The sequence below is a fragment of the Lactobacillus johnsonii genome, assembly GCF_014058685.1.
Lineage (GTDB): Bacteria > Bacillota > Bacilli > Lactobacillales > Lactobacillaceae > Lactobacillus.
On sequence record NZ_CP059055.1, the window covers coordinates 113,130 to 137,841 of the forward strand.

Annotated in this window: 29 protein-coding genes and 1 riboswitch; of the genes, 17 read left to right on the forward strand and 12 right to left on the reverse strand. The window is 34.1% G+C overall.

The window, feature by feature from the left end; genetic code table 11:
* Positions 1-34: 34 nt before the first annotated feature.
* Positions 35-1,141, reverse strand: a complete 1,107-nt coding sequence (locus H0I41_RS00475; protein WP_086874562.1) for an SLC13 family permease — start codon at positions 1,139-1,141, stop codon at positions 35-37.
* 175 nt (positions 1,142-1,316) lie between these two features.
* On the opposite strand from H0I41_RS00475, the gene H0I41_RS00480 reads away from it, so the two are divergent.
* The 8 genes from H0I41_RS00480 (at position 1,317) to H0I41_RS00515 (ending at position 7,246) form a co-directional block, all read left to right on the forward strand.
* On the forward strand, positions 1,317-1,727 hold the full coding sequence (locus H0I41_RS00480) for an iron-sulfur cluster biosynthesis family protein (RefSeq protein WP_011161315.1): 411 nt from the start codon (positions 1,317-1,319) through the stop codon (positions 1,725-1,727).
* A gap of 78 nt (positions 1,728-1,805) precedes the next feature.
* Positions 1,806-1,946 (forward strand): hypothetical protein, encoded by a 141-nt coding sequence (locus tag H0I41_RS00485; RefSeq protein WP_003649666.1) that lies wholly within the window; start codon positions 1,806-1,808, stop codon positions 1,944-1,946.
* 175 nt (positions 1,947-2,121) lie between these two features.
* Positions 2,122-2,982: a hypothetical protein gene (locus H0I41_RS00490; protein WP_086874563.1), complete on the forward strand. Its 861-nt coding sequence runs from the start codon at positions 2,122-2,124 to the stop codon at positions 2,980-2,982.
* Positions 2,979-3,125, forward strand: a complete 147-nt coding sequence (locus H0I41_RS00495) for a hypothetical protein (protein ID WP_163588676.1) — start codon at positions 2,979-2,981, stop codon at positions 3,123-3,125. Before H0I41_RS00490 ends, H0I41_RS00495 begins: the two co-directional genes overlap by 4 nt.
* A complete protein-coding gene (locus H0I41_RS00500; RefSeq protein WP_182094557.1) occupies positions 3,115-4,422 on the forward strand; it encodes a glycosyltransferase family 2 protein in 1,308 nt (435 codons plus the stop codon). Before H0I41_RS00495 ends, H0I41_RS00500 begins: the two co-directional genes overlap by 11 nt.
* Positions 4,423-4,431: 9 nt before the next feature.
* Entirely contained in the window at positions 4,432-5,556 is a 1,125-nt protein-coding gene (locus H0I41_RS00505) for a family 8 glycosyl hydrolase (RefSeq protein ID WP_011161318.1), read from the forward strand.
* Between the two features lie 114 nt (positions 5,557-5,670).
* Entirely contained in the window at positions 5,671-6,315 is a 645-nt protein-coding gene (locus H0I41_RS00510) for a YfbR-like 5'-deoxynucleotidase (protein ID WP_004896187.1), read from the forward strand.
* Between the two features lies 1 nt (position 6,316).
* Complete coding sequence (locus H0I41_RS00515) at positions 6,317-7,246, forward strand: HNH endonuclease signature motif containing protein (RefSeq protein WP_011161319.1); 930 nt, start codon at positions 6,317-6,319, stop codon at positions 7,244-7,246.
* Positions 7,247-7,328: 82 nt separating this feature from the next.
* Here H0I41_RS00515 and H0I41_RS00520 read toward each other — a convergent pair whose 3' ends face one another.
* The 4 genes from H0I41_RS00520 to H0I41_RS00535 form a co-directional block, all read right to left on the reverse strand.
* Positions 7,329-7,595: a hypothetical protein gene (locus H0I41_RS00520; protein ID WP_004898506.1), complete on the reverse strand. Its 267-nt coding sequence runs from the start codon at positions 7,593-7,595 to the stop codon at positions 7,329-7,331.
* 253 nt (positions 7,596-7,848) lie between these two features.
* Positions 7,849-8,607, reverse strand: a complete 759-nt coding sequence (locus H0I41_RS00525; RefSeq protein WP_086874564.1) for an amino acid ABC transporter ATP-binding protein — start codon at positions 8,605-8,607, stop codon at positions 7,849-7,851.
* Positions 8,597-10,210 carry an ABC transporter substrate-binding protein/permease gene (locus H0I41_RS00530; protein WP_086874565.1) on the reverse strand — a complete coding sequence of 538 codons (1,614 nt, stop codon included), beginning with the start codon at positions 10,208-10,210 and terminating at the stop codon, positions 8,597-8,599. Before H0I41_RS00530 ends, H0I41_RS00525 begins: the two co-directional genes overlap by 11 nt.
* A gap of 114 nt (positions 10,211-10,324) precedes the next feature.
* Positions 10,325-10,498: riboswitch (Lysine riboswitch) on the reverse strand.
* Between the two features lie 47 nt (positions 10,499-10,545).
* On the reverse strand, positions 10,546-11,172 hold the full coding sequence (locus tag H0I41_RS00535) for a DNA-3-methyladenine glycosylase (protein WP_004898514.1): 627 nt from the start codon (positions 11,170-11,172) through the stop codon (positions 10,546-10,548).
* A gap of 76 nt (positions 11,173-11,248) precedes the next feature.
* Between H0I41_RS00535 and H0I41_RS00540 the strand changes: the two genes are divergently transcribed.
* Positions 11,249-11,611 carry a DUF488 domain-containing protein gene (locus H0I41_RS00540; protein WP_004898515.1) on the forward strand — a complete coding sequence of 121 codons (363 nt, stop codon included), beginning with the start codon at positions 11,249-11,251 and terminating at the stop codon, positions 11,609-11,611.
* Here the strand turns inward: H0I41_RS00540 and H0I41_RS00545 are convergent.
* The 3 genes from H0I41_RS00545 to H0I41_RS00555 all read right to left on the reverse strand — a co-directional run bounded on the left by H0I41_RS00545 (position 11,608) and on the right by H0I41_RS00555 (position 13,737).
* Positions 11,608-12,390, reverse strand: a complete 783-nt coding sequence (locus H0I41_RS00545; RefSeq protein WP_004898517.1) for a TerC family protein — start codon at positions 12,388-12,390, stop codon at positions 11,608-11,610. The genes H0I41_RS00540 and H0I41_RS00545 overlap by 4 nt on opposite strands.
* Entirely contained in the window at positions 12,377-12,907 is a 531-nt protein-coding gene (locus tag H0I41_RS00550; RefSeq protein ID WP_023599063.1) for a methylated-DNA--[protein]-cysteine S-methyltransferase, read from the reverse strand. Before H0I41_RS00550 ends, H0I41_RS00545 begins: the two co-directional genes overlap by 14 nt.
* Before the next feature lie 116 nt (positions 12,908-13,023).
* Positions 13,024-13,737 (reverse strand): NAD-dependent protein deacylase, encoded by a 714-nt coding sequence (locus H0I41_RS00555; protein WP_004898521.1) that lies wholly within the window; start codon positions 13,735-13,737, stop codon positions 13,024-13,026.
* Positions 13,738-13,863: 126 nt separating this feature from the next.
* Here H0I41_RS00555 and H0I41_RS00560 point away from each other — a divergent pair, with 126 nt between their 5' ends.
* Complete coding sequence (locus H0I41_RS00560) at positions 13,864-14,340, forward strand: hypothetical protein (protein ID WP_004898523.1); 477 nt, start codon at positions 13,864-13,866, stop codon at positions 14,338-14,340.
* A gap of 67 nt (positions 14,341-14,407) precedes the next feature.
* On the opposite strand, the gene cls is transcribed toward H0I41_RS00560, so the two are convergent.
* Genes cls through H0I41_RS00575 form a run of 3 tightly spaced genes read right to left on the reverse strand, consistent with a single transcriptional unit; the run spans position 14,408 to position 17,539 of the window.
* Positions 14,408-15,877, reverse strand: coding sequence for a cardiolipin synthase (cls, locus tag H0I41_RS00565; RefSeq protein WP_004898525.1), 1,470 nt, complete (start codon positions 15,875-15,877; stop codon positions 14,408-14,410).
* A gap of 4 nt (positions 15,878-15,881) precedes the next feature.
* Entirely contained in the window at positions 15,882-16,589 is a 708-nt protein-coding gene (locus H0I41_RS00570; RefSeq protein ID WP_004898528.1) for a zinc metallopeptidase, read from the reverse strand.
* 23 nt (positions 16,590-16,612) lie between these two features.
* Positions 16,613-17,539 (reverse strand): alpha/beta hydrolase, encoded by a 927-nt coding sequence (locus tag H0I41_RS00575; protein ID WP_135014104.1) that lies wholly within the window; start codon positions 17,537-17,539, stop codon positions 16,613-16,615.
* Between the two features lie 88 nt (positions 17,540-17,627).
* Here H0I41_RS00575 and H0I41_RS00580 point away from each other — a divergent pair, with 88 nt between their 5' ends.
* Together H0I41_RS00580 and H0I41_RS00585 are read left to right on the forward strand one after the other, a co-directional pair.
* Positions 17,628-18,359 (forward strand): ribonuclease H family protein, encoded by a 732-nt coding sequence (locus H0I41_RS00580; RefSeq protein ID WP_011161329.1) that lies wholly within the window; start codon positions 17,628-17,630, stop codon positions 18,357-18,359.
* An 83-nt stretch (positions 18,360-18,442) separates the two neighbouring features.
* Positions 18,443-18,652: a hypothetical protein gene (locus H0I41_RS00585; protein ID WP_044025895.1), complete on the forward strand. Its 210-nt coding sequence runs from the start codon at positions 18,443-18,445 to the stop codon at positions 18,650-18,652.
* Positions 18,653-18,819: 167 nt separating this feature from the next.
* Here the strand turns inward: H0I41_RS00585 and H0I41_RS00590 are convergent, their stop codons facing one another.
* Positions 18,820-19,788, reverse strand: a complete 969-nt coding sequence (locus tag H0I41_RS00590) for a DUF1002 domain-containing protein (protein WP_011161330.1) — start codon at positions 19,786-19,788, stop codon at positions 18,820-18,822.
* A gap of 122 nt (positions 19,789-19,910) precedes the next feature.
* Here H0I41_RS00590 and H0I41_RS00595 point away from each other — a divergent pair, with 122 nt between their 5' ends.
* The 5 genes from H0I41_RS00595 to H0I41_RS00615 all read left to right on the forward strand — a co-directional run bounded on the left by H0I41_RS00595 (position 19,911) and on the right by H0I41_RS00615 (position 24,601).
* Positions 19,911-20,741, forward strand: a complete 831-nt coding sequence (locus H0I41_RS00595; RefSeq protein ID WP_011161331.1) for a glycosyltransferase family 2 protein — start codon at positions 19,911-19,913, stop codon at positions 20,739-20,741.
* Positions 20,742-20,765: 24 nt separating this feature from the next.
* Positions 20,766-21,428, forward strand: a complete 663-nt coding sequence (locus H0I41_RS00600; protein WP_011161332.1) for an alpha/beta fold hydrolase — start codon at positions 20,766-20,768, stop codon at positions 21,426-21,428.
* Between the two features lie 86 nt (positions 21,429-21,514).
* On the forward strand, positions 21,515-21,877 hold the full coding sequence (locus H0I41_RS00605) for a hypothetical protein (protein ID WP_135014103.1): 363 nt from the start codon (positions 21,515-21,517) through the stop codon (positions 21,875-21,877).
* Positions 21,878-21,959: 82 nt separating this feature from the next.
* Positions 21,960-22,949, forward strand: coding sequence for a ribose-phosphate diphosphokinase (locus H0I41_RS00610; protein ID WP_014566965.1), 990 nt, complete (start codon positions 21,960-21,962; stop codon positions 22,947-22,949).
* Between the two features lie 296 nt (positions 22,950-23,245).
* The gene (locus H0I41_RS00615) at positions 23,246-24,601 is read left to right on the forward strand and encodes an amino acid permease (protein WP_135014102.1); all 1,356 of its coding nucleotides are present in this window, start codon (positions 23,246-23,248) and stop codon (positions 24,599-24,601) included.
* Positions 24,602-24,712 lie beyond the last annotated feature (111 nt).

A 24,712-nucleotide genomic window follows, 5' to 3' on the forward strand; every position in this document is an offset into this window, starting at 1 on the left:
TAAAAAAAGCACAGTTTTGTGCTTTTTTAGATATCTAAATAACAAAGTCTAGGACGATCCATCCAAGGATTGTCAAAATAATTAAACCGCCAAATTCGAGGACTGAAAATATCCAGAAGAATTTGCGCTTTGATACTGTTCCGTTTTCAACGAAACTTTTGAAAACAAGCATGTTAGCCATTGATCCAACAAGTGAACCAAATCCTCCAATATTTGAACCTAAGAATAGTGCTTCAGCATAATTGGTAAATTTACCAATTAAGATGGTTGAAGGAACATTAGAAATAAATTGACTTGAAATAATTGAAGTTAAGAAGACAGAATGTTCAGAGAACATAGTCTTGGAAATAAGCGTAACGATAAATGGTATCTGCTGGATATCACTAATAAAAATAAAGAAGCATGTGAAAGTTAAGAGCAAAGCATAATCTACATGTAACATAATTGAAGGATTAATAATAAGAGCCAAAATTACAGCAACAATTGCTGGAACATATGCTGGAACAATATTAAAAACACCAAAGAAGAAGAAAATTGAAACAGCAATAGTCAAAACCATTGGTCTGACACTAATCCTAATATCCTCTAAAGGAACTGTAGGAATAGGTTTATCTTTAACAAAAAAGATGAATAATAAAACGATAATTAAACTGACCAGCAATAATGGAAGTGACCAGCTAAAAAATTTAAGTGGTGAAACGTTATAGCGATTAACTACAAAAATATTGTGAGGATTACCCCATGGAGTAAAAGCGGCTCCAATATTTGCTCCCATCCCGATTAAAGTAACAGGTAGAATTTCAGGTAAATTGTGACGTTTAGCAATTGTTAAATATAATGGTATAAGAGTTAAAACGGTTATATCATTAGTTAAAAACATTGCAGATACAATTGATAAGATTGTAAAAATTGCAGTTAGTCTTCTTGTACTTCTAGCGCTAGCTGTGAGCTTATAAGCTAATACATCCAAAACGTGTAAGTAAGAAAAAATTTGGATAATAGTCAGCATCGCTAAAATTGAGTATAGTGTGTGGAAGTTAATATCTTCAATCCTTGGGCGGGCGAAGAATAAGCTTATGATCGTTATGACAACCGTAATTTGTAAAATACGGTCTTTAGCAATATTTTTGATGACGGTCATTAATGTCCCCTCTTAAAATTAAATCAACACTACTATTTTGAACTCTTTAGCGTAAGTTCGCAACGCTTTTTTCAGATTATACTTTCCTATTAATATCATTTTGAGCATTTTATTAGGGAAAGAAGAGAGAAAACTGCTATATTTAAGTTAGTAGATAACATAGGAGGAATAGACTATGCTTGATTCAAAAAATATTGAACTAAAAATAAAAGATGGTGCTAGAGAAGTTTTAGAAAAGAAGATTAAACCGGGACAAGTTGTCTTGTTAGCCTTAAATGATGGCTCAAACGGCTACTCTAAATTAGGCGGAACTTGTACGATTGGTGCTAATTTTCAGCTTGTTTTATTAGATCATAAGGATCCTGCCTTTCCTATTAAAGTTAAAAATAATATGGATTTAGATATGTATGCATCTGATAAAGAATTAGCATTTTTAGATGATGGATTAGTTCTTAACGCGCGTAATGCTGTCTTATCCCTATCTTCAAATGAAGGGATTATTGATGGCGGAGTCACAATTTCTGAATTTAAGGGTGAAAAATTATCTGCAGATGAGATGAAAAAATTAGGTGGAAAAATCTGCTAGGTATTGAAGTGACGTGCTTCTTCGTGGTATGATAATAAAAGATTTTCGAAAATTTTATTTGAGAGGAAGTATAGATCTATGCGTAAAGGTGAAAACTACAACACTGGTGTTACACCAAACTTAAGACCTAAGAACAAGAAGAATTCTAAGGCTCGTGTTAAGAGAGCTGCTGAAGTAGTTGCTTTCTTAAACAAAGCTGCTAAAGACGAAAACAAGTAATTAAATTTACTACTCAATAAAAGGAGAGACGCTGTTTAGCGTCTCTCCTTTTTTGTATCGAAAGTTATATAAATCGAAATTAATATAATAACATTTTGTTGTATTTGAAATTATATTACTATATAAATTGTCTTATAGAAGACAAAGTAATAAAGCATAGGATATAAGTTTTAAAATGAATAACATTTCGATAAAAGGGCTAGAATTAAAAGCAATTTTTGCCCTTATTTTGCCGTCTCTTTTTTTAGGAGTAGCAGATAATTTTTCAGATAATGTTTTTTGGGGAGTTGCGATGCTTCTGGTATTAGGTGCATTTGTTGGTCTAATTTTGCCAAATATTGTTAGTACATGGCTTATTTTAATTTTAACGGCATTGGGAATCAGTGGCTTAACCCTTGGCTATGTAAGATTAGATATTTATGCTAAGGCCATATTATTGCTCTCGTTTCCAATAGAAGCCTATCTAGCGAGTCAGTTGAGAGAATGCATTTTTAAATGGAGTATCTATAAGAAAAATGAAGCTAGTGTTTATCGCTATATTACCCACTACGATCAAAATGTAAAACTCCAAACGACTTATAATGCACAAAAGCTTTACCAAAAGATAAGCAGAATTTTAAGAGAAAAAAGTTATTTACCTTTGTGGGATGACTTTACCATCATTAAATGGGAGCATGAACAACAGTTTGCTCAGTTTAATTTAGAAGAGCATAGTCAGATTTTAAAACAAATAGCTAAGGTACTTAAAAAGAGTAGATTAGTTGATGAAAATTTATATTACCTGGGAAATGGTGAATTTTTAATTATTTCTAATACCATTGCACCTGGAACTTTGATGGTTTTGAATGATGAATTAAAAGACAAGCTTAGAGCTTTAAAATATGAAGACTATCATCCGGCCTTTAAAATGGTTACTCAGCATATTGTTGAGAAAGATTTGAAACTCTACCCGGATCTTGATGCAATTCTTAAACATTTAAAACGAAAGCTTGAAACAGATTTAGTGGTTGAATATTTAAAGGGAGTAGAATCATGATAGACGTTTTCTTTATCTTAGCGATTTTAGTTACATTAATATTTTTAATTGCATTTTTTGTTATGATTCATAGTCTTTGGACCATTTATCATCAAACTGAACATACAGTCCTTCATTTAGGAAAGCATCATCATGTTAAATAATATTTTAGCATTTTCAACTTTAGTATCTATTTGGTTTTCTCTTTTGGCATCACTAGTAACGCTTTATGGTGCAATTCGTTTTTGGATTAGACATAGTAAAAAAATTGTTTATATTACTCCTCTAAAACGCTACCCTACAATTACGATTGTAGTGCCGGCCCATAATGAAGAGCTTGTAATTGCTAAAACAACAAAAGGAATCCTTGATTTAAACTACCCGGTTTCAAAAATAGAAGTACTTTTATATGCCGATAACTGTCAAGATAAGACAGCTGTTGAGATGCAGAAGGCAGTTGATATGCCTGAATATAAGTATCGAAACGTACAAATTATTGAAAGACAGGGTTCTGGAGGAAAGGCTGGGGTTTTGAATGATGCCTTAGAAATAGCTCAAGGCGAATATATCTGTGTCTATGATGCAGATGCATTACCAGAACAAAATGCCTTATATTTTTTGGTTAAAAAAGTTTTAGAGAACCCAAGTCGCTACATGGCTACCTTTGGAAGAAATAAAACACGCAATGCAAGGCAAAATTTTTTAACTAGATGTATCAATCAAGAAGTAATTGTTTCTCAACGTATTCAACATGTTGGGGTTTGGAATTTATTTAAAATTGGACGAATTCCAGGAACAAATTTCATCATTAATACCGAGTATGTAAGAAGTATTGGTGGTTGGCAACAGGGCGCTTTAACTGAAGATACAGAGATTTCTTTTCGGATTATGGAAGATGGATACTTGATTGCTTTGGCTTATAATTCAGAAGCATTTGAACAGGAACCCGAGCAATTACGTGATTATTATTATCAACGATTGCGCTGGGCAAAAGGAAACTATCAAGTTGTGATAAATAATTTTAAGCATTTATTTGATAGGAGTAATTGGCGGGTTAAATTAGAAACATTTTATCTAACTTGTATTTTCTTTTGGTTTAACTTAGCAGTTTTTCTTTCCGATATTATCTTCTTCGTAGATTTAGGATGTGTAGTGATAAGATTTTTCAATCCTAAGATGCCAATTATTTTTGCAATGGATTCTAACCTCTTACTGATGCAACTTTTATTAATTAATTGGTTATTGATGATTCTTTTATATGTAACTCAAATCAATTTGGCCTTAGCTACACAGTATGGACAAGCCACTAGTGATCAAATTTGGTTAGCATTGGGGTCGTATTTTACCTATTCACAATTGTTTATTGCTATTTCCATCCAAGCAGTTTGTTCAGTGATCGGAGATAAAATTTTTAAGCGCGATGGGAGTAAATGGGTAAAAACAAAGAGATTTGCAGATTAGGGATAGGGCATGAGAGTTAAAAATTTAATCTTGATTTTAGGTGTGATAGTAGCTTATTTAGGAATTATCGGATATGTAAGGATGAGCAATGATCGCACAATAGAAAAAAGATATTATCAAGTTTGGCGAGAAGACTATATAAAAAATCAAAGTGAAAGTGAGCAGTATGTTAACGCAGCTGGAAAAAATAAGACACCTTTTGCCTTGTCTGAAGCACAGGGATATGGAATGTTACTAGCTGTGAAGGCTGGAGAAAAGCACTTAGGAAGCCAAACTGATTTTCAAAAGTTGGATAATTATTATTTAAAGCATCAATTGTCTAATTCGAACTTAATGAGCTGGAGACAAGAAAATAAAAAGGGAAGTTTACAGGATAATCCAGTGAGCGCAAGTGACGGCGACATGATGATTGCACAAGCATTGCTTGAAGCCAATAAAGTTTGGCCAGGGCATGGATATAAAGCACAAGCGCTTAAACTAATTAGTGATATCAAAAAGTTAGAAAGTAATCGTTCGGCTAAAATAATTACTGTAGGAAATTGGGCAAATAAAAAATCACATTTTTATAATGTAATGAGAACATCTGATGTAATGCCACAAGCATTTGAAGAATTTTATCAAGCAACTGGAGATCGGAGTTGGTTAAAAGTAAAATCACAGATGCTGACTTATTTACAGCAGCTTAGTAGCCAACATAAAACAGGACTAGTTCCTGATTTTGCCTGGATTTCAAAGCAAAATCAGGCGTCTCCTGCTAAGGCTAATGATGTAGCAACCAAAGATGATGGTAATTACAGCGCTAATGCTTGCCGAGTTCCGATGCTTTTAGCAGCAAGTGATGATAAAGAAGCAAATAATATTGTAAAGAAAATGTTGAGCTTCTTTAAGCAAAATGAAGAAACATCAAGTGGATTTACCTTGAGTGGAAAACCGTTGTATCAGTATGAATCGGCAAGCTTTAGTGCGCCGATCTTAGTAGCTGCAAGTAAGTATCAAAATGAAGGATATGGTACTTTGGTAGAACATGAAAAATATATTTTTTCAAAACCGCTTCCTGTTAATAATTACTACGATGCGACACTAATTGTTTTAGCTGCTTTAAATACAAATGAGTTGACGGGATTAGAGAAATAGAGAAAGATTAAGGTGTTAAATCTTTCTCTATTTTTGATTTGCAAGAGTAGAGTGGTTTTGCTATGATAGTAGAAATTTTAGACATTTTTATATTTCTGGAAGGGGTAAGTTTTTATGGGATTAAATGCGTACATTCAAGGTTTTAATAGTTTAGAGTCGATCGACCGTGCACCAGGATATTTTAAATATCAACACCATTCTGTAGCTGATCATAGCTTTAGAACAGCAGAACTTGCTCAAATGATGGGAGATATCGAAGAGGTCATTGGTAAGCAAAAAGTAAATTGGAAAGCTCTTTATGAAAAGAGCCTTAACCATGATTATACTGAGCGTTTTATTGGTGATATCAAGACTCCAGTTAAGTATGCAACTCCGCAATTACGTAAGATGATTGGGGATGTTGAAGAAACCATGACTGCTAAATTTATTAAGGATGAAATTCCAAAAGAATTTCAAAAAATTTATACAAAACGCCTATCTGAAGGAAAAGATGATACTTTAGAGGGTAAGATCTTATCTATTTGTGATAAGTTGGATTTACTTTATGAAGCTTATGGTGAAATTGAATTAGGAAATCCAAATCCTGTGTTCATGCAGATGTTTAAAGAAAGTCTTGAAACTATTAAAAAGTTTGATGATTTAACTTGTGTTCAATACTTTATTAAGAAAATTTTGCCAGATTTATTTAAGGGCGATTTTGCCGGTAAAGATAAAATGCAAAGAATTGCATTTAGTATTTTGTTAATGGGGGAAGAATAGGTTGAAATTACAGTGTGCATCCTGTGGTTTACGACTTGATAGTCTTCATTTTAAGCAAGAAGGGTTAATGAACCCTAAGTTGACAAGTATTTGTGATATTTGTTTAACAAGAAATTTGGATGCAGAGAACTATGAAAATCCGGTAGTTGAAAGTATTTCCCAGGTGATGCTCTATAGCTTTGTAGGAAAGAAGAATAATGGTCAGATTAAGCCGGATTCTTTAAAGCACTATCTTGTAGACAATACTAATAGGCGACAGTATGAGTCGTTCATTCAAGATTATGATGGCAATGAAGTTGCTTTGCAACAAATTTCACGTCGTGAGTTTAATTTAGCAATTATTAAGAGTGAAGATAATGAAATAGACTATGTTCCTGAGAATAATGTTGATTTTGCAGTAAATATGAAAAAGATGGGGATTGAAGTTGATTTTTCTTTAAATGAAGTTGACTTTGTAGATCGGGAACGAATTCGGCATAAGTATAATTACCGATGTCAGTATTGCGGCCGGCGTGGAACGAGTGTAGATCACAAAGATCCCGTTTCTTTATCACATGATAATTCTTTTGATAATTTGATTTTATCGTGTAGTGAATGCAATAAGATTAAATCGAACATGCCATATCAATTATTTGTTAAATTGAACGATCAATTAACTATCGTAAATAAAAAGCTAGTTAAGTATGAAGATGCTTTAGCTAATTTGAAGGAAGAGTTTCAAGCTGCTAAAAGAGACTTGGCTGGCAAGGTTCATTTAAAAGGAATTGTGAATGATCCAGAATTAAATGCAATTCGGAAGCAAAATAAAAAATTACAGGACGCGATTGATAGTTTGCAAAGTGACTATGGTGCCTTGCGTAATGAACGCAAAACATACTTTGATATTGGTTGGAAATTAGAAAAAGAGCGAGAAAATAGCGAAATTATTTAATTCTAATAAATACAAAAGGCTAGTATAACACTGATAGTGGAATACTAGTCTTTTTAGATGATTAAAGTATTTTTTTGAGAGCTTAATTAGTACTGTTAAGTTTGCGGTAGCCGAAGTAAAATTGAAGGCAAGCTAAAACTACGTTAAGCCAATTTAGCCATAAGAAACAATCAGCTAATCCACCGGAGTGAGCACCAGTACCGTAGTAAACCCAAAAACCAATAATCACTGCTGCTACATTAATCCAGGCAAAGGATTTTTGATATGATTGTTTGTTTAATACAAACCACATCCAAATAACATTTATAATAAACCAGATTACTAAAACCCAAAATACAAAATCAAACATTATGTATTTTCCTTTCTTTTACGTTTAATAAAGTCTCAATTAGTATATTGGGACCATTCGCTCTTTTCGGGAATAGTATGAATCCTAGGAACCATGATTTCAATAATTTGTACTTTGTTAAAAGAAAAGATACTAAAAATAAATAGGTAGATAACAATAGACTAATAAAAAGTCTGATAGTTCAATGTTTATAACAAAGAGTATCAGCCTTTTTATAATTTATAGGGGAAAAGCAAATTCTATATTATTTTGCTTAAAGTTCATTATTTCTGAAGTTACGTAGGAACTTCTTAGTCTTTTCTTCTTGTGGATCGTTAAAGATCTGTTGTGGTGTTCCTTGTTCGGTAATAACTCCATCACTCATGAAGACAACTTGATCAGATACATCACGAGCGAATCCCATTTCGTGAGTAACAATCACCATTGTTAGTCCAGTCTTAGCTAGTAATTGCATGGTATTAAGTACTTCACCAACCATTTCTGGGTCAAGGGCACTAGTAGGTTCATCAAAGAGCAGAACTTCTGGATCCATAGAAATTGCCCGAGCAATTGCTACACGTTGTTGTTGACCACCAGATAATTGTTGAGGTTTAGCAGTAAGAAATGGATCCATTCCAACTTTCTTCAAGTTTTCAATAGCAACTTTTTTAGCTTCTTCTTTGGAGCGACCAAGAACCATTTCTTGGCCAATCATACAGTTTTGAAGGACATTCTTGTTGTTAAACAAGTTGAATTGCTGAAATACCATTCCGACCTTAGAACGGAAGGTATTACGATTAAAATGAGGATCAAGAATGTTTTCTCCATGGAAGAGAATTTTTCCATTACTTGGTTCTTCAAGAAGATTAATACATCTTAGCATCGTTGATTTACCACCACCAGATGGACCAATAATGGTCATTACTTCTCCTTTATTAATATTAAAAGAAATATCTTTTAATACTGTATGATCACCATATTTCTTTTGTAAATGTTGTACTTGTAAAATGTTTTCTTCGTTATTATTGTTCATGTTCAAATCCAGTCTCCTTTGGATCTTCTACTTGTAATTGATTAGCCATTAAGTTGTAGTTCTTTGGACCTTCAAGCTTCTTTTCAATGAAATTAAAGATTCTAGTAATTGAGAATGTCAAGATTAAGTAGATCATTGAAATGATGAAGTAAGTTTGGAAGAATTCGAAGGTTTGACTGGCAACAGTTGTACCAACAAAGAACAATTCTGAAACTGAAATAATACTTAATACTGAAGTATCCTTAATGTTAACAATAAATTCATTAGTAATTGATGGTAAAGAGTTTCTAATTGCTTGAGGCAAAATAATATGCCACATTTGTTGAGAGTGGGTCATACCAAGAGCAGAAGCTGCTTCAAATTGTCCCTTAGGAGTTGCGTTAATACCACCGCGAATAACTTCAGCTAGGTAAGCACCTGTGTTAATTGAAACAATAACTAAGGCAGCGACGGTACGGTTTAAGTTAAGGTGCCATAATTGAGCAATTCCGTAGTAAATAACAGCTGCTTGAACCATCATAGGAGTTCCACGGAATACTTCGATATAAACTGCTAAAAGCCAGTTAACAATCTTTAAGCCCCATCTTTTACCAGTAGACTTAGGAGTTGGGATAGTTCTAACAATACCAACAAGTAAACCAATGAAGAAACCAGCAATAGTACCAACTAAGGCTAAAAGAAGAGTCATTCCAACACCGCCAAGGATCATTGAACCATAGCGACGCATAATTGACATAAACCAATTTTCCTTCTTACTACCACCTGCTTGAGGTTGTTCCTTAACAGCTTGGGCCATTAATTGGTCACGCTTTTTATTAGAAATACCCTTTAAGATACTGTTAACTTGATCTAATAATTCAGTGTTACCTTTCTTAACACCAATTGAGGTAATTGAGTCTTCGTAAGGAATGTGGAAACCTTGCATCTTGTTAAGGTTAACGGCAACAATGTTAGGGTTAACAGTCTTGTAACTTTGATATTCAATATCTTCAGCAACATAACCGTCAATAGTACCTGATTGTAAACTTTGACGCATAGCAGAAAAGCTTCTCATTGCAGGTTCACGCTTAGCACCATGTAATTGCTTGATTAAATCGTAGTGAAGAGTACCTTGTTGAGCAGTTAATTTAGCTCCCTTAAAGTCATTTAAGCCTTTTGCTTGAGCAAATTTTCCATCTTTATTGATAATTACTACGAAAGTACCTTTTCTATAAGGTTCAGAGAAATTGATAGCCTTTCTACGTTCAGCAGTAGGAGACATACCAGCGATAATTAAATCAATCTTTCCAGAAGTTAAGGCTGGTAATAATCCATCCCATTCAGTTTTTTCTACTACTACTTTACGATGAAGCTTTTTACCAATGATTTTTGCAATTTGGACATCATATCCGTTTGCATATTGCTTAGATCCATCAATTGGAACCGCACCATTTGCATCAGTTGTTTGAGTCCAATTGTATGGTGGATAGTTAGCTTCCATACCAATTTTTAGGGGTGCTTCTTTTTTAGCCGCTTCGGTTTGATTAGAATTAAAGCTAAAACCGATAACTAAACTTAAAATTAGGGCTAATAAAGCACCAAACCATCTTATTTTTGACTTCACTTTGAAATACCTCCAAAAATTATTTCAAATAAAGCCAATACAATAAAAGCGTAAATAAAAAGCCTCGTTGTTTGCCAAAAACAACGAGGCTTGAAAATCATCAGTAATTAAACCAAATCATATAGCGCTCCCTGGGGACGACCAGGACAGTATGTAAGATATTCTCTTACATCCCAACAAATTAACTTCACGAAAGAAAATTTATTTCGGCGGTAATCCTAAAATATACTCTCACTGTATTCGCGTACTCAAGTAGATTCTGTGATTATCGCAACCTCTATTGCATTGGGGATTTATTTAACTGATGAAAAGATTAAACGATTTTTAATCTTTTGTCAAATAAATCCATGATTTTTTTTGATATCTTTTTTCTTAATGTCTGAAACATAAGGATTACCGCTAACGATGAATCTTAATTTCTTCTGAGCCCACTCAGGATCTGATTGATTAATTCCTACTCTTGGAAGGGCAACAATTTCTTCTATTTCGCGTTTATGATCTATATCAATATCAAAAGGCGAATCGGCCAAATCAACCAAATCCCATTTACGACTAGTAATCCCTAAGGCTTGCATCATTTTTCCAGGTCCATTAGTCAAAAGTGGCCCCGTTTTACCGCTACGGTTTTTAATCATCGTGTCAATTCCTGTTAGAGGATCGATAGCTCTGATTAATACTCCTTGCGGTTCACCTTCTTCTTGACAAGAAACGTCAAAGAAAAAATATTGCCTTTGGGAATAAATATATAAACTGCCACCCGGCCGATATAAACCCTCATTTGCGGGACTACGTCTGCCGCCATAAGAATGAGCAGCTCGGTCTTTTACACCGACATAGGCTTCTGCTTCAACAATAGTACCAGATAGAATTTCTTCTCCATTATTGTAAGACAAGGTTCTACCTAGTAGGTCTTTACTGATTTCGCTTGTAGAACGATTAGTGAAAAATTCTGTGTAATTCATATTAATTTTTCTTTCTAAAAAAAGTTGTACACTGATAATTGAAGATAAATATTAGCAGCGAGTGAGGAATGTAACCATGAATGAAATAAAAGTAGTTAGAATATATGACCATGAGCAACCAGCTGGTTATCGAATTTTGGTAGATCGTTTGTGGCCTAGAGGAATGAGCAAGGTAAAGGCTCACTTAGATGAATGGGATAAAGAAATTGGGCCAACTAATGAATTGAGAAAATGGTTTAATCATGAAGACGATAAATATCCTGAATTCAAGTCTAAGTATATAGCGCAATTGAAAGCTAATCCAGCAACACCAGCTTTTATTAAAAATGTAAAAGAAAAACTAGTCAAAGAAAATGTTCTTTTCTTATATGGAGCTAAAAATAAAAAGTACAACCAAGCAGTTGTACTTAAGGAATTTATTGATAAGCAATTAAGTTAAGGCATTTTCTTACCGTGTACATTTTGTCGTACATAGTGAAAAATAATTGTTAAAATAACCGTGCCAAATACAATACCAGCAAAGATTGCATCAGGTAATTTAAAGTTTAACGGTGGCAGTGAAATAAGCAGTTTAATCGCAATAATTGAGATTAAGACATAGGCCATAGTCTGAAGCTCTGGAATAATTTCCATTAGCTTAATAATAATTTCGGCTACGCCACGCATGCATAAAATTCCAATCATTCCACCAACTAGAACTACTACTGGGTTATTTGACATGGCTAAGGCAGCTAAAACCGAATCAATTGAGAAAACAATATCCATTGACTCAATTGAGATTACAGTTCTCCAAAATAAGGAAAGATGGTGCTTTCTTTTTTTGGAGTTCTTTTTCTTATGATTTTCTTTTTTAGCCTCTTCTTTTTTAGCAACTAGCTCAGGGTGGCGAACGTCATAAAAGTATTTGTAAACTAGGTAAAGTAAATATAGGCCTCCTAATAACTTGATTTCCCAGAAGTTAATTAAGTAAGTACCAATTCCAATTACAATGAAACGAAATAAATAGGCTCCCCATAAACCATAAACTAGAGATTTTCTTTGTTCATCTTTAGTGGGTAATACTTGTGTTTGAGCTGCTAGGACAACGGCATTATCAACGGAAAGTAAACATTCCATCAAAATTAGGGTAAGAATCATCATCCAATCTTGACCGCTAGTTAAGACGTGTGCCCAATTATTAGCGTCAAAAAAAGGTTGATAAAGTTTAATTAGCTGCATTTAAATAGCCTTCTTCGAGATTTATTAAACGTTGTTTTTCTTTCTCTCCCATTCTATAACTTCCTACCTTATCTGGAGCTAAAACTACACGATGACTTGGGATGAAAATTAAAGATGGGTTTAGAGCTACTGCATGGGCAACTGATCGAACTGAAGTAGAACCATTGATGGAAGCTGCTAGGTCACGATAGGAAATAGTAGTCCCATATGGAATATTTTCAATCATTTTTACAACCTTATTTTGAAATGGTGTCCCAAAACTTGAATAATCAATTGGAACAGTAAAAGAATGGCGCTTCCCAGCAAAGTATTCTTTTAATTGTTGAACATAAGGAGCAAGTTTTTTTGAGTCTTGAATCAAAATATGATTAGGATAGAATCCCAAAATGGATGCTTCAATGTTACTATTCTTTGATCCAACAAATGCTAATCCCAAGTTGCTGATAACTAGTTCATAGATCCATGGTTTAATTTCAACAAAATCATAATAGAAAACTTTTGCTTGGGCAAGTGGCATTTAATCCTAACCTTTCTTTTAATTGATATATTAGCTGTACCTTATATTGTACAACAAAAAATAACATAAGGAGGAGGGAAACAAATTAAATAAAATGTTAGTTAAGATAATAGCGGTTATATATATAATTTGTCAAATACTTTTTCAGCATTCTCAATAATTGTTGAAACTTCTTTGGGAGCTGGTACAGGAGTATTATTAACTACCCAAATTTTTGCATTAGCTTGCCGATAGGCAAGAAGTTGAGCAAAAGGATAAACAACAAAACTTGTCCCTGTAATAATAACTACATCGCTATCATGAATGTTTTTAACAGATTTTGTAAGAACTTTTTCGTTAATTGGTTCACCGTATAAAACAATTCCCGGACGAACTATCCCTTGATCCTTTTCATGAAGGTATGATTTTTTATAGCTGTCATATGAAATTTTTTCATGACATTTAGTACAGTAGATATTATAAAGATCACCGTGAAATTCTATGACGTGTTTATTGCCAGCTTTTTTATCTAAACCATCTACATTTTGAGTAATTAAAGTTCCATTTTTATTGCAACTAGTAGCAATTTTTTGATGAATAATATTAGGTTTTGCATCTGGAAAATACATATTTTCCATTACGAAGTGATGAAATTTAGCTGGTTGATGAAAAAGAGTTTCTTCACTTAAAATTTGTTCTGGGCTTTCCGAAATCCCATTGTAAATTCCATTTTTTGAACGATAATCAGGGATATGCGACGGAGTTGAAACGCCTGCACCCGTTAAGTAGGTAATATGATGAGCTGCATTAAGATCAGCTTGAAGTGCAGCAATTTGCTTATCTACATCCATAATTAAAACCTCCTACTATTATTAATTTTCAGCTAAGTCAATTATAGAATGCTGAGAGAAAAAGTGGTATTTGTTATAATTAAAGTAAGATTTTTAACGTTAATAAATACTTTTAGAAGGAAAATTATGTCACTTTTATATATTTCTTTTGATATTTTGCTGATTGGCTATATTTTTTATAGCTGGTATTGGCAAGCAAACATTGATTATAAGGCCCGCTTTAGAAGTTCCTCAGTTATCTGGGCTCTAATTTTTTTACTAATCGGTTTTTATTTAGATTATTTTACTGATCCAACAGTTCTTATGAATGTTTTTATTGCTACATTTTTGCTAATGAGCATAATTGATGGTGTTAGTGGGCTAGCTAAGAAGCGTCTAGTTGTAAGTGGATATTTTAAGCGAACAGTTAAGTATAGCGACATTGCTCACGTTACATTAATTACAGTTCCCAATCCTAAAAAGCCAACTGTAATGGCAATCTTTCAAACTAATAATCGTCAGGCTTACTATCTTAGATTCTCACAGCAGGTTAGTGATGTGATTGTTAATATCAGAAAATATCTCGGCTCAAATGTTGGAATAGAAGTCCAATCAATGATGTAAAGTTAATAAAAAAGGGTAGATCTCTAAGTACTCATATTGCGAGTAGGGAGGATCTATCCTTTTTATTTTATAGAATGGGAGAAAGTAATCTAGAAAAAGCTTGTTTAAATCGAAGATAACGCGACCAGTTATCGGTAATTTCTAAAGTCAATTCTGTACATTTAGCTAAATCTTTTTCAAAAATATGATTTAATTCCCGGGTAATATTTTTATCGTAGAAGACTGCATCAGTCTCAAAGTTTAAGCTATATGACCTAAAGTCTTGATTCATTGATCCAGCTGCAGCGAAGCGATCATCAACCATGACGGTTTTTGCATGAATAAAACCATTATCATAAACATAGATCTTTATTCCCTCATGGAGCAGGTAATTTGCATACCACTGTGTAGCGCGGTAAATAAAGGGATGATCAGGCATTGAAGGAATCATGATACGCACGTCAACGCCTGAATGAGCCGCAATAACCCAAGTGGCAATCATTGGATCGTCTGGAACAAGATAGGGTGTTTGAATCCAGAGTGTTTTTCTAGCCATCATCATCATTCTAATCATGCCATTACGTAAATATGGCGTAGAAGTATCAGGACCATCTGAAACAATTTGAGTTGCAACATCATCTTCTGTTAGCTGATTTTCTTCAATTTTTGGAAATAGTTTTTCATTAAATGAAATTGTCTGATTTTTATCAGTAATTGAAGCATTCCAATCCATGACAAAACGCTCCTGGAGGAGGAGAGAAGCAGAACCCACTATTCTAAGATGAGTATCACGCCAGTAGCCAAATTTTTTGCTTTTGCTGACATATTGGTCTCCGACATTAAAGCCGCCCGTCCAAGATATTCGCCCGTCTATAACGACAATTTTACGGTGAAGGTGATAATTCATCCGATACTTTTTAATCATGTTTTGAGCTGTGATAAAGGCTACAACTTCACCGCCCAAATCAGTTAAAGGTTTAAACCAAGTCTTTGAAGCTCCAGGAGAACCCCAAGGATCATAGATAAGTCTTACCTTAACACCTTCGCGAGCTTTTTTAATTAATAAATTAAGAAATTTATTACCTAAATCATCATTCATGAAGGAATAATATTCAACATTAACTGTTTCTTGAGCTTGTTCGATGTCTTTAAAAAGAGCTTCAAACTTCTTTTCGCCATCAGTATAAAAACTGATTTTGTTGTTTTTAGAAAGGGGGGAATCGTGCTTAAAGTTAAAGTAATCAATTAAAATTTTGGCTTCTTTAGAAGTATCTGTTGATCCAGTGGATTTAGGAACACGCGGGATCATCTTATTTACTTTATTTAAACCAATGTGTTTTTGATTGTTAATGGCAAAAAGATTTTCTTGTGATAATCCACGTCCAATAAAACCATATAAAATAAAGCCTAAAATTGGAAAAATTAGTAAAATAATTAACCATGCCCAAGAGGTAGCGACAGATCTTTTTCGGTGGAATACAACATAGAAGGCTAAGATTGTGTTGACAGCCCAAAGAAGTGCCCAAAATTCATTCGAAAAAATAAGTATTCCTCCCAACTAATTAATTATTATCGTTGTTATGGCCTCCAAAAATGAGTAGAAGTCTAAACAATTGTAACATGCTTGTTAAAACGGCTGCGACATATGTTAAAGCTGCTGCAAATAAGACTTTACGGGCCATTGGCATTTCTTGTGGGGATAAAATAGCCCCATTATTTAGCATCCGCAAAGCACGATGAGAAGCATTAAATTCAACCGGTAATGTTACTACTTGGAAAAGCAGAACTAAGGCAAAGCACCAAATACCAATTTTAATTAGGGTTTGGTTCATTCCTAATACTAATCCTAAAAGAATTAGTGGCATTGATAAATTGGAACCAAGAGAAACAATTGGCACTAAGGCAGAACGCATTCTCATTGGGGCATAATCACTAGCGTCTTGCAAGGCATGGCCAACTTCGTGCGCTGCAACGCCAACCGCCGCAATTGAAGAGGAATTATAGACTGATTGTGAAAGACTTAGAACTTTATTGGTGGGATTGTAGTTATCAGTCAAGTTGCCGGCAACTTCACGAATTTCTACCTCGTATAGACCAGCTTGATCAAGAATATAACGGGCAGCGGCTTTACCAGTATAATTTCCTTGATTTCGAACTTGATCATAACGATTAAAAGTTGAATTAACATTCATTGAGGCCCAGCCTGAAATTGCTACACCTAGAATAATCATCCAAAAATATGGGTCGTAAAAAAATGGCATATAGTACATAATTATTTTCTCTCTTTATAAAATTAATCACTTAACTTCAAAAATTTATTAATAATATTAATTACAAAAGGATTATCGTGTAAAACACTGTGCTCAGCCGCATCTCCCCGCACCTCTACTTCTTGGAAGGTGTGAGCAACAGGAGCAAGAATGTAGCGAATCGATTTAGCAGAAACAACAGAAATAAACCGATCCGTATTAGTTTCATCTAAAATATTTCCATAAATATTTAAAACTGAAATATTGGGGTTAAAACGTCTCTGATTAAAAAGCATTCCCATATAAGAGGGACTCATTAAAACGGGTCGCCCTTTTTCATTAAGACGATTGACGTTAGGTAAATCACCTAAATACATTACTCCATCAAAAGGTCCTGCAATCAAGGCACAGTGATCTAGATGAGGAAAATTCTTTCTTAAGCTGGTTTTCATCTCCGCTTTGATTACTGAAGGAGCTCCTAAGGAATGGGCGACAGCACTGTATTTTTTGAAATGATATCTTTTACTTAAATAAGAAAGAGCTGCTCGAAGATAATAAGAACTAGCATAAACACCAGCAATTCGATCCTTAAAAATAAGTTGCACAATGGGCTGCTTATCTGCTGTCCAAGTTCCTTCTAAGATGAAATTACCAAATGGATCAATTGTAGCTTTAAGAAACTTATCAGTCCCTTTTGCCTCACAGGCAGCTTGGACCATTTTATTTGTTGTATAATCTCCTCCGCGAAAACCATGCACATAAAATACAGGTATCTGTTCCATCGTTGGATCTATTTCTTCAGTAATCGAGCTATCTTCAACTTTTCTTTTGTGCATTCGTAGGAGCCAGCGAGTAGGAGTAAAAGTAGCCATTAAACCTAAAACAGTCATTCGAGCAATGCTAGGTTCTTTGTTTTGATGCTTATTGTTTTTTTCAACTTCTTCACTATATTTTTTCTGGATAAAAAACACTCTTTTTCCTCCCTTCTTTCTTTGTAATTTTAGCGTTAAAATTATTCTAACATTTTCTAGGTTAGAGCAAATGAAGAAAGGAACAATTATGAAATACTACGCAGTAAAAAATGGCCGCACACCAGGTGTTTATCGAACATGGGAAGATGCTAAAAAGCAAGTAGATGGATTCTCTGGTGCAGAGTATAAATCTTTTGAAAAAATCACTGATGCAACTGAATATCTAGATTGGAATAAGGAAACACAACCTGATATTGTTAAAGAAGATTCTTTAAGTAATGCAATTAAAAAAATTAAGTCAGCTAGTGGAGCATCTCAAGCTAACTCTAAGACTTCGGCTGACTATTTTGCCACTATTTACACTGATGGAGGATCTCGAAATACTGGTGTTCATAAAGGCGGTCATGTTAATGAGACCGATAAAGCAGCTTGGGCTTATTTAATTGAATGGGATAATGGACGTACATATGGTTCTGGGGGAGAATTTGGTGCCACGAATAATAAAATGGAGCTACTCGGACTAATCAATGCACTGGAAAAATTAATTGAGCTAAAATTCAATGACAAGCACTTATTGTTTGTTTTAGATTCACAATATGTTTTAAACGGAATCAATAAACACTGGATTGAGGGCTGGAAGAAGCGTGGCTGGAAGAGATCAAATGGGCCTTTGATTAATGCTTCTGAATGGAAGAAACTAGATAGTTTATTGGGACACTTTTCTGACAGTGAATTTAGCTGGACCAAGGGACATGCTGACAATCAAGGAAATAATTTCGTTGATCACGAGTTAAACAAATATATGGATCAAATGAAATAGAAAGTTCAAAAATTCGTAATATCACTAAGAGAGACTATAATTAGAAGTGAAAGCGCATAAACCAATTTAAATGAGGTGATATTATGAAAAAGTTCTTTAAAGTAGTTGGTATTGGTGCAGCTATTTGTACTGGCATTGGTGCGGCAGTTGCTGTAACCAAGAAGCTTATAGATAAAAACAATAATAGTGGCGAAGATGTAGTTAAAGACGAAGAACCAGAGTTTGAAGATGGAGAATCTGATGATAGTACTGAAAATTCGACTGAGACTACTGATTCAACTGAAACAAACTAATTATTAAAAAATCCGCTTGCTAAATAAAAAAGTCTGCAAAATTGCAGACTTTTTTGATGTACTTTTTTTAGTAGTTGCTATAATAATAAGTGAAAGACTAGAACGCACGCAGGTACTAGTTTTGACGACGGAGACGACTACAAAGTAGCCGTCTTTTTTCTTAGATTTTAGTTTAAGATAATTGCACCGCCAAAGATACCTCTGAACCAACTAACGATAGAATCGATTAGTTTTTGGAACCAATTTCTAGTTTCTGGAGTATTAAACTTAGAAAAAATATTTTTAGCTCCTGATTGAATTTGATCAGTTAATTGACTAGCTTGTTGTTGGAAATTCTTGTCTTTTAAGGCACCAGAATTTTTAACTTTGATTAGAACATTGATAATTTGTTCTTTTTGGTTGTTAGTAATAGTGTCGCCAAGGTGGTTAATGTTGATTTGATTATTAACAATATCTCTAACTTGGCTGTCAGAAATATTTTGACCTTGCTTAGCCATTTCTTTTTTAGCACCAGCAACTGCATTATTTAATTGAGCATCAGAGTAGCCATCTTTACCTTTATTTTGGCTAGTAATTTTGCTCAAAGTGTTCATTTCAGTTTGTGCCGCATTAATTTGCTTTTGGTTCAAAGAATCCCCATTTTTAGCGTAAGCTGCATAAACCCCGGCTAAAGCACCTGATCCATCAATTGGAGTAGCAGAAGTTACATAAATATCTGCATCAGATATTCCGGCAGTTAGGGCTGCATTTTTATATTGGTTAGCCGTAATAGTTGTAATGTTATTATGACCGTTATAAGGTAAAATATGAACATTAATACCACTACCGGAGCTAGTTTTTTGAACCATGGCACTAGACCAAACGCCGGAGTTATCAGTAAAGTCATAACCAGACGGATTAAGATATTTTACAAGATCAGATCCAGTAATGGTAATGGTAGTATAATTAGCGCCATTTAACGATTGGGTTAAGGTATCAATCGTGCCTTGTTTTTGAGAGGCAGTCAGGGATGTACCTAATGTTACAACAGGAGTGTCATTATCATCGGCTTTAGCCGTTTTAGTATTAGTAATGGCACTTAGCCCTAAGATTCCACTTGATAAGATAGCAACAAGTGTAGTCAGTATTTTTTTCATAATAAAATTTTCTCCTTATGAAATATACTCATTTGATGGCTATATTATAACCTAAATAGTTAACTGAATTATGTAAATAAGTATTAAGATGCTATAATCATAAGCAAAAGGAGGCAGACGCCGTGTTACGCCAGCCAATGTTAACGGTAATTATGCCCGTCTACAATATGGAAAAGTATTTAGGTCGGGCACTTGACGCTTTAGCTAAACAAAAAGATAGAAATTTTAAATTACTAATTGTTAACGACGGATCAAAGGATAGAACTCGTGAAATAGCCGAGTCATACCGGGATCGGTTTCTTTATTTTGATATTATTAATAAGAAAAATGGAGGGCTTTCTGACGCTAGAAATGTTGGAATGACTCACGTAACTACACCATATTTTACTTTTCATGATGGGGATGATTGGGTAGATTCAGGCTATACTGCCTACTTTGTCAGAGCCTTTGATGAGCATCCAGATGTTGATATTGTTTCTTGTGGTTTTTGGATTGATTCTGAAAAGCGCCATGAAAGTCATCCTGTCGGAAGTAAGCAAAGTGGTGGCTTAATTGATAAAAGAGAAGCCTATTTAAAGATGACCAATGTATTTGGTTCACCCGTTAAGGGTTATACCTGGAATAAGGGATACAAAATTAGCATCATTAAAAAGTATCACTTGCGGTTTGTAGAAGATCTGGCATTTATGGAAGATCAGATTTTCAATGTTAAATATGTATCTTTGACTAATGGCTTTTACTACAGCTCAACACCTTATTATCATTACTGGCAGCGAGCAGATAGCATGGTGCACGACCTTAATCCAAAGAAAATACCAGATAATTTTAGAGCAAATTATCGGGTTTGGCGCCAAATTATTAAAAGTTTGATGGCAGAGCGTGAGACTCAAAAGGAAAGTAAAAAAATCGCCAAAAAAGCATCTTTAAGTGATTTTGACCATCAAGATTTATAAGAACTTACAACTAAAGGAATCAATATGAAAGTAAAAGTTAATGGGGTAAAGATTTACTATCAAAAATTAGGTAAAGGACATCCCTTAATTTTATTGCATGGACATCATCAAGACGGTGGGATCTTTGATAAGCTAGTTGCGCCCCTTTCTTTATACTATACTGTGGTAGTTCCTGACATGCGTGGTCATGGACTAAGTGAAGGAGAGGCCAGTGAGCACTATCAAACAGAAGTAGAAGACTTACGGACCTTTATTAACGCACTTAAGTTAGATAAACCATATATCTTAGGTTTTGGCTCTGGTGGCTTGGTAGCCCTTTCTTTAGCTGCGCAAGCTCCAGAATTAGTTTCTAAAGTAATAGTTGCAGGTACTTATGTTAATGGAAATGGTGTGAACGCAAAACATATTGCTGCTAATACAATTCGTGGATTTTTTAAAGGGGATCGCGATAGTAAGGTGGCCTTAAGAGAAAGTCATATCCCTGTTGAAACGCTAAAGCGAATAAAAACTCCTACTCTATGTGTAGTTGGAGAAAGAGATTGGGTTAAAGTTGAACATGTTCGCTGGTATAGTCAATTATTACCTAATTGTCGCTTAGTCTTAATGCCGCGTCAAACTCACTACAGTTATGTTGTTCATAGCTTAAAATTATTAGATTTAATTAAAGATTTTTGTAAAGAGGACTAATTTACTAGTCCTCTTTTTCTTTTTGTACTTAAATCAGATAGAATTAATATATAAAGTATAAATTAACGAGGCAGAGGATAAGGATTATGAAAGAAATAGTAGTGCAGGGAATGAATGGAGAAATGGTAGTAGAGGGAGATAAGATTACTGTGAAGCATACAGGACCTTTATTTTTAGGTAAGCGTGAAGTAGTGTTAGATATTCATAGTCTGCAAGCAGTAGTTTATAAAAAAGCACATCTATTAATTAACGGCTTTCTAAAATTAGTACCTAAGGGAGATAATCCCATGCTTTATCAAACTGCCAGCTTACATCAAATGGGGAAAGACGAGCTAGCCATTATTTTACGTGCTTTTGAAAATACAAACCCACAAGATGCAGAAGATTTTTATACTTATGTTGTTGGTCGTTTAGATCAAATTAAGGCATCTGAAAATAATCATTTATAATCTACAGCTGAAAAGTAGAGCAAAATAGGAATTTTTCGTTATAATAAGAATAGCTGTTAATTTTACAAGGAAGGGCAAATTAATGAAAAAAGAAGAATTGCACGAAATGTTGCACCCAATGAAATTAATCGGACTTGGTGGAAACCAAGCTCTAGCAGAAAGAATTGCGGCTGCTTTGGATAAGCCATTACTTGAAACTGCTGTTCAACACTTTAGTGATGGAGAAATTCAAGTAAACATTACAGAAAGTGTTAGAGGTTGTGATGTCTACGTAATTCAATCTATTCAAGATCCTGTGAATGAAAACTTCATGGAATTAATGATTGTATTGGATGCTTTACATCGTGCATCTGCTCACTCTGTTAACGTAGTAATTCCTTATATGGCATATTCTCGTCAAGATACTAAGAATCGTTCACGTGAACCAATTACTGCAAAATTATTGGCTAACTTGCTTCAATTGACTGATATTGATGATTTAATTGCAGTTGATTTACATGCATCTCAAATTCAAGGTTTCTACAATATCCCAGTTGATCACTTACATGCGATGCCAATTTTAGCTCAATACTTCTTAGACAATGGTATTGCAAGTAAGGAAAATGATGATGTAGTAGTTGTTTCTCCTGATCACTCTGGTGCAAAACTTGCACGTACTTTTGGTTCATACTTCGATGCTCCAATTGCTATTGTTGACCAACGCGGTGCACGTTATGACGCAGAAGCTCATGATATGATTGGGGATGTTAAAGACAAGACAGTCATTATCGTTGATGACTTGATTGATACTGGTTCTAGAATTGCTTCTTCAACTAGATCAGTCTTAGCTGCCGGTGCTAAGAAAGTTTATGTTGCTGCAACTCACGCACTACTTTCTCAAAATGCGATCGATGTATTGAACGAATTGCCAGTAGAACAAATCGTAGTAACTGATACTATTAAGCATAAGAAGTACCCAGATAGAATGGTTCGTTTATCTGTAGCACGTTTACTTGCTAAAGGTATTGATTATATTTACAACGATAAGTCAATTCACCAAATTTTTGATGAACAAAACAGAATTCAAGGATAATTCACATTAAAATTTAATATTTAAGAAAAGACTGATCTTGGTTTAAAGTTTAGATCAGTCTTTTTGTGTTTGAATATTTTATATTTAATTAAGAGTAAAATCTAATTAAATCTATCCTTAAAATTATGCCTAGCCTTCCAGACACAATTTGACAATTTTCTCATGCAAGTTATAATACAAACAAATAAAATAGCCAATTAATTGACTATACAAGAATTTTAATTTCATAAAAAGAAATGTCTCTAGTATATGTTAAATACTAGAGGCATTTTTGTCTTTAAGGGAGGACTATAAAATTGGATGAAAAGGAGAAGCTAAAGTTAAAAAGATCACTTAAGAGTCGTCATGTAACAATGATTGCAATTGGTGGAGCCATCGGTACTGGATTATTTTTAGGGTCTGGTACAGCTATTCAAAGTGCTGGTCCATCAATTATCTTATCTTATTTGATCGTTGGTATTATTAGCTTTTTTATGATGAGGGCCTTAGGAGAATTAATTTTAGCGGATCCTGAGCAACACTCATTTATTGAATCAGTGAAAAAATATCTTGGAAATAGAATGGAATTTGTTGCAGGCTGGACTTACTGGCTATGCTGGCTTAGTTTAGCTATGGCTGACTTAACTGCAACGGGAATTTATTTGAAATATTGGTTTAAAAATCTGCCTCAATGGGTCGGACCATTAGTGATTGTCATTTTGTTAATGCTAGTTAACATGGTTAATGTGGGCCTATTTGGAGAGCTTGAGAGTTGGTTTTCAATGATTAAAGTTTTAGCTATCTTAGCTTTGATCATTACGGGACTAATTCTTTTAATTATGCATACTAAAATCGATTCTAGAACTGTTTCACTAAGTAACTTGGTAAACTATGGTGGCTTTTTCCCAACAGGATCCTGGGGCTTTCTGAAGTCATTTCAGATGGTAGTTTTTGCATCTGTAGGAATTGAAATTGTGGGACTGACAGCTGGTGAAACAGCTAATCCTGACAAAGATATTCCCAAGGCAATAAATACTTTGCCAGTTAGAATTGGATTGTTTTATGTTGGCTCGATGATTGCTATTATGGCAGTTTATCCATGGAATAAGATTGTTACTACAACCAGTCCTTTTGTACAAGTTTTTGGAGCAATTGGTATTCCAGCAGCTGCCGGAATTTTAAACTTTGTTGTTTTAACAGCAGCAATGTCAGCGACAAATAGTGCAATTTTTTCAACTAGTAGATCCTTATATGCTTTATCTCGAGGCAATAATGCACCTAAGAGATTCGGTAAGTTAAGTAAAAAGGCTGTTCCGAATAATGCCTTAACATTTTCATCTTTGATTCTATTCATTGTAGTAATTCTTAACTATATTATGCCGGCTCAAGTTTTTGATATTATTTCTAGTGTTTCAACAATTAACTTTATTATGGTTTGGATAATTATTATGTGGACTCACTTGAAGTATCGAGCAGAAAATAAGGGACAACTTGGCAAGTTTAGAATGCCTGGTTTTCCCATAACGAGCTGGATTACAATAATTTTTTATTTAGTAATTTTAGTAATATTAGCTTTAATTCCAGCAACTAGACTACCATTGATTATTTCAATTATTTTTATTTTAGTTTTAGCCTTAAGCTATACTCTTTTAGAGAGAAGAAAAAGTAAATAGTGAGAAGAAACTGACGGACAAAGCGTCAGTTTTTTATATAGGATTAATTAAAAAAATAAATCCTAATTCGTTATTAGTAATAGCACTTGGTATAATAATTGTAATTAACAC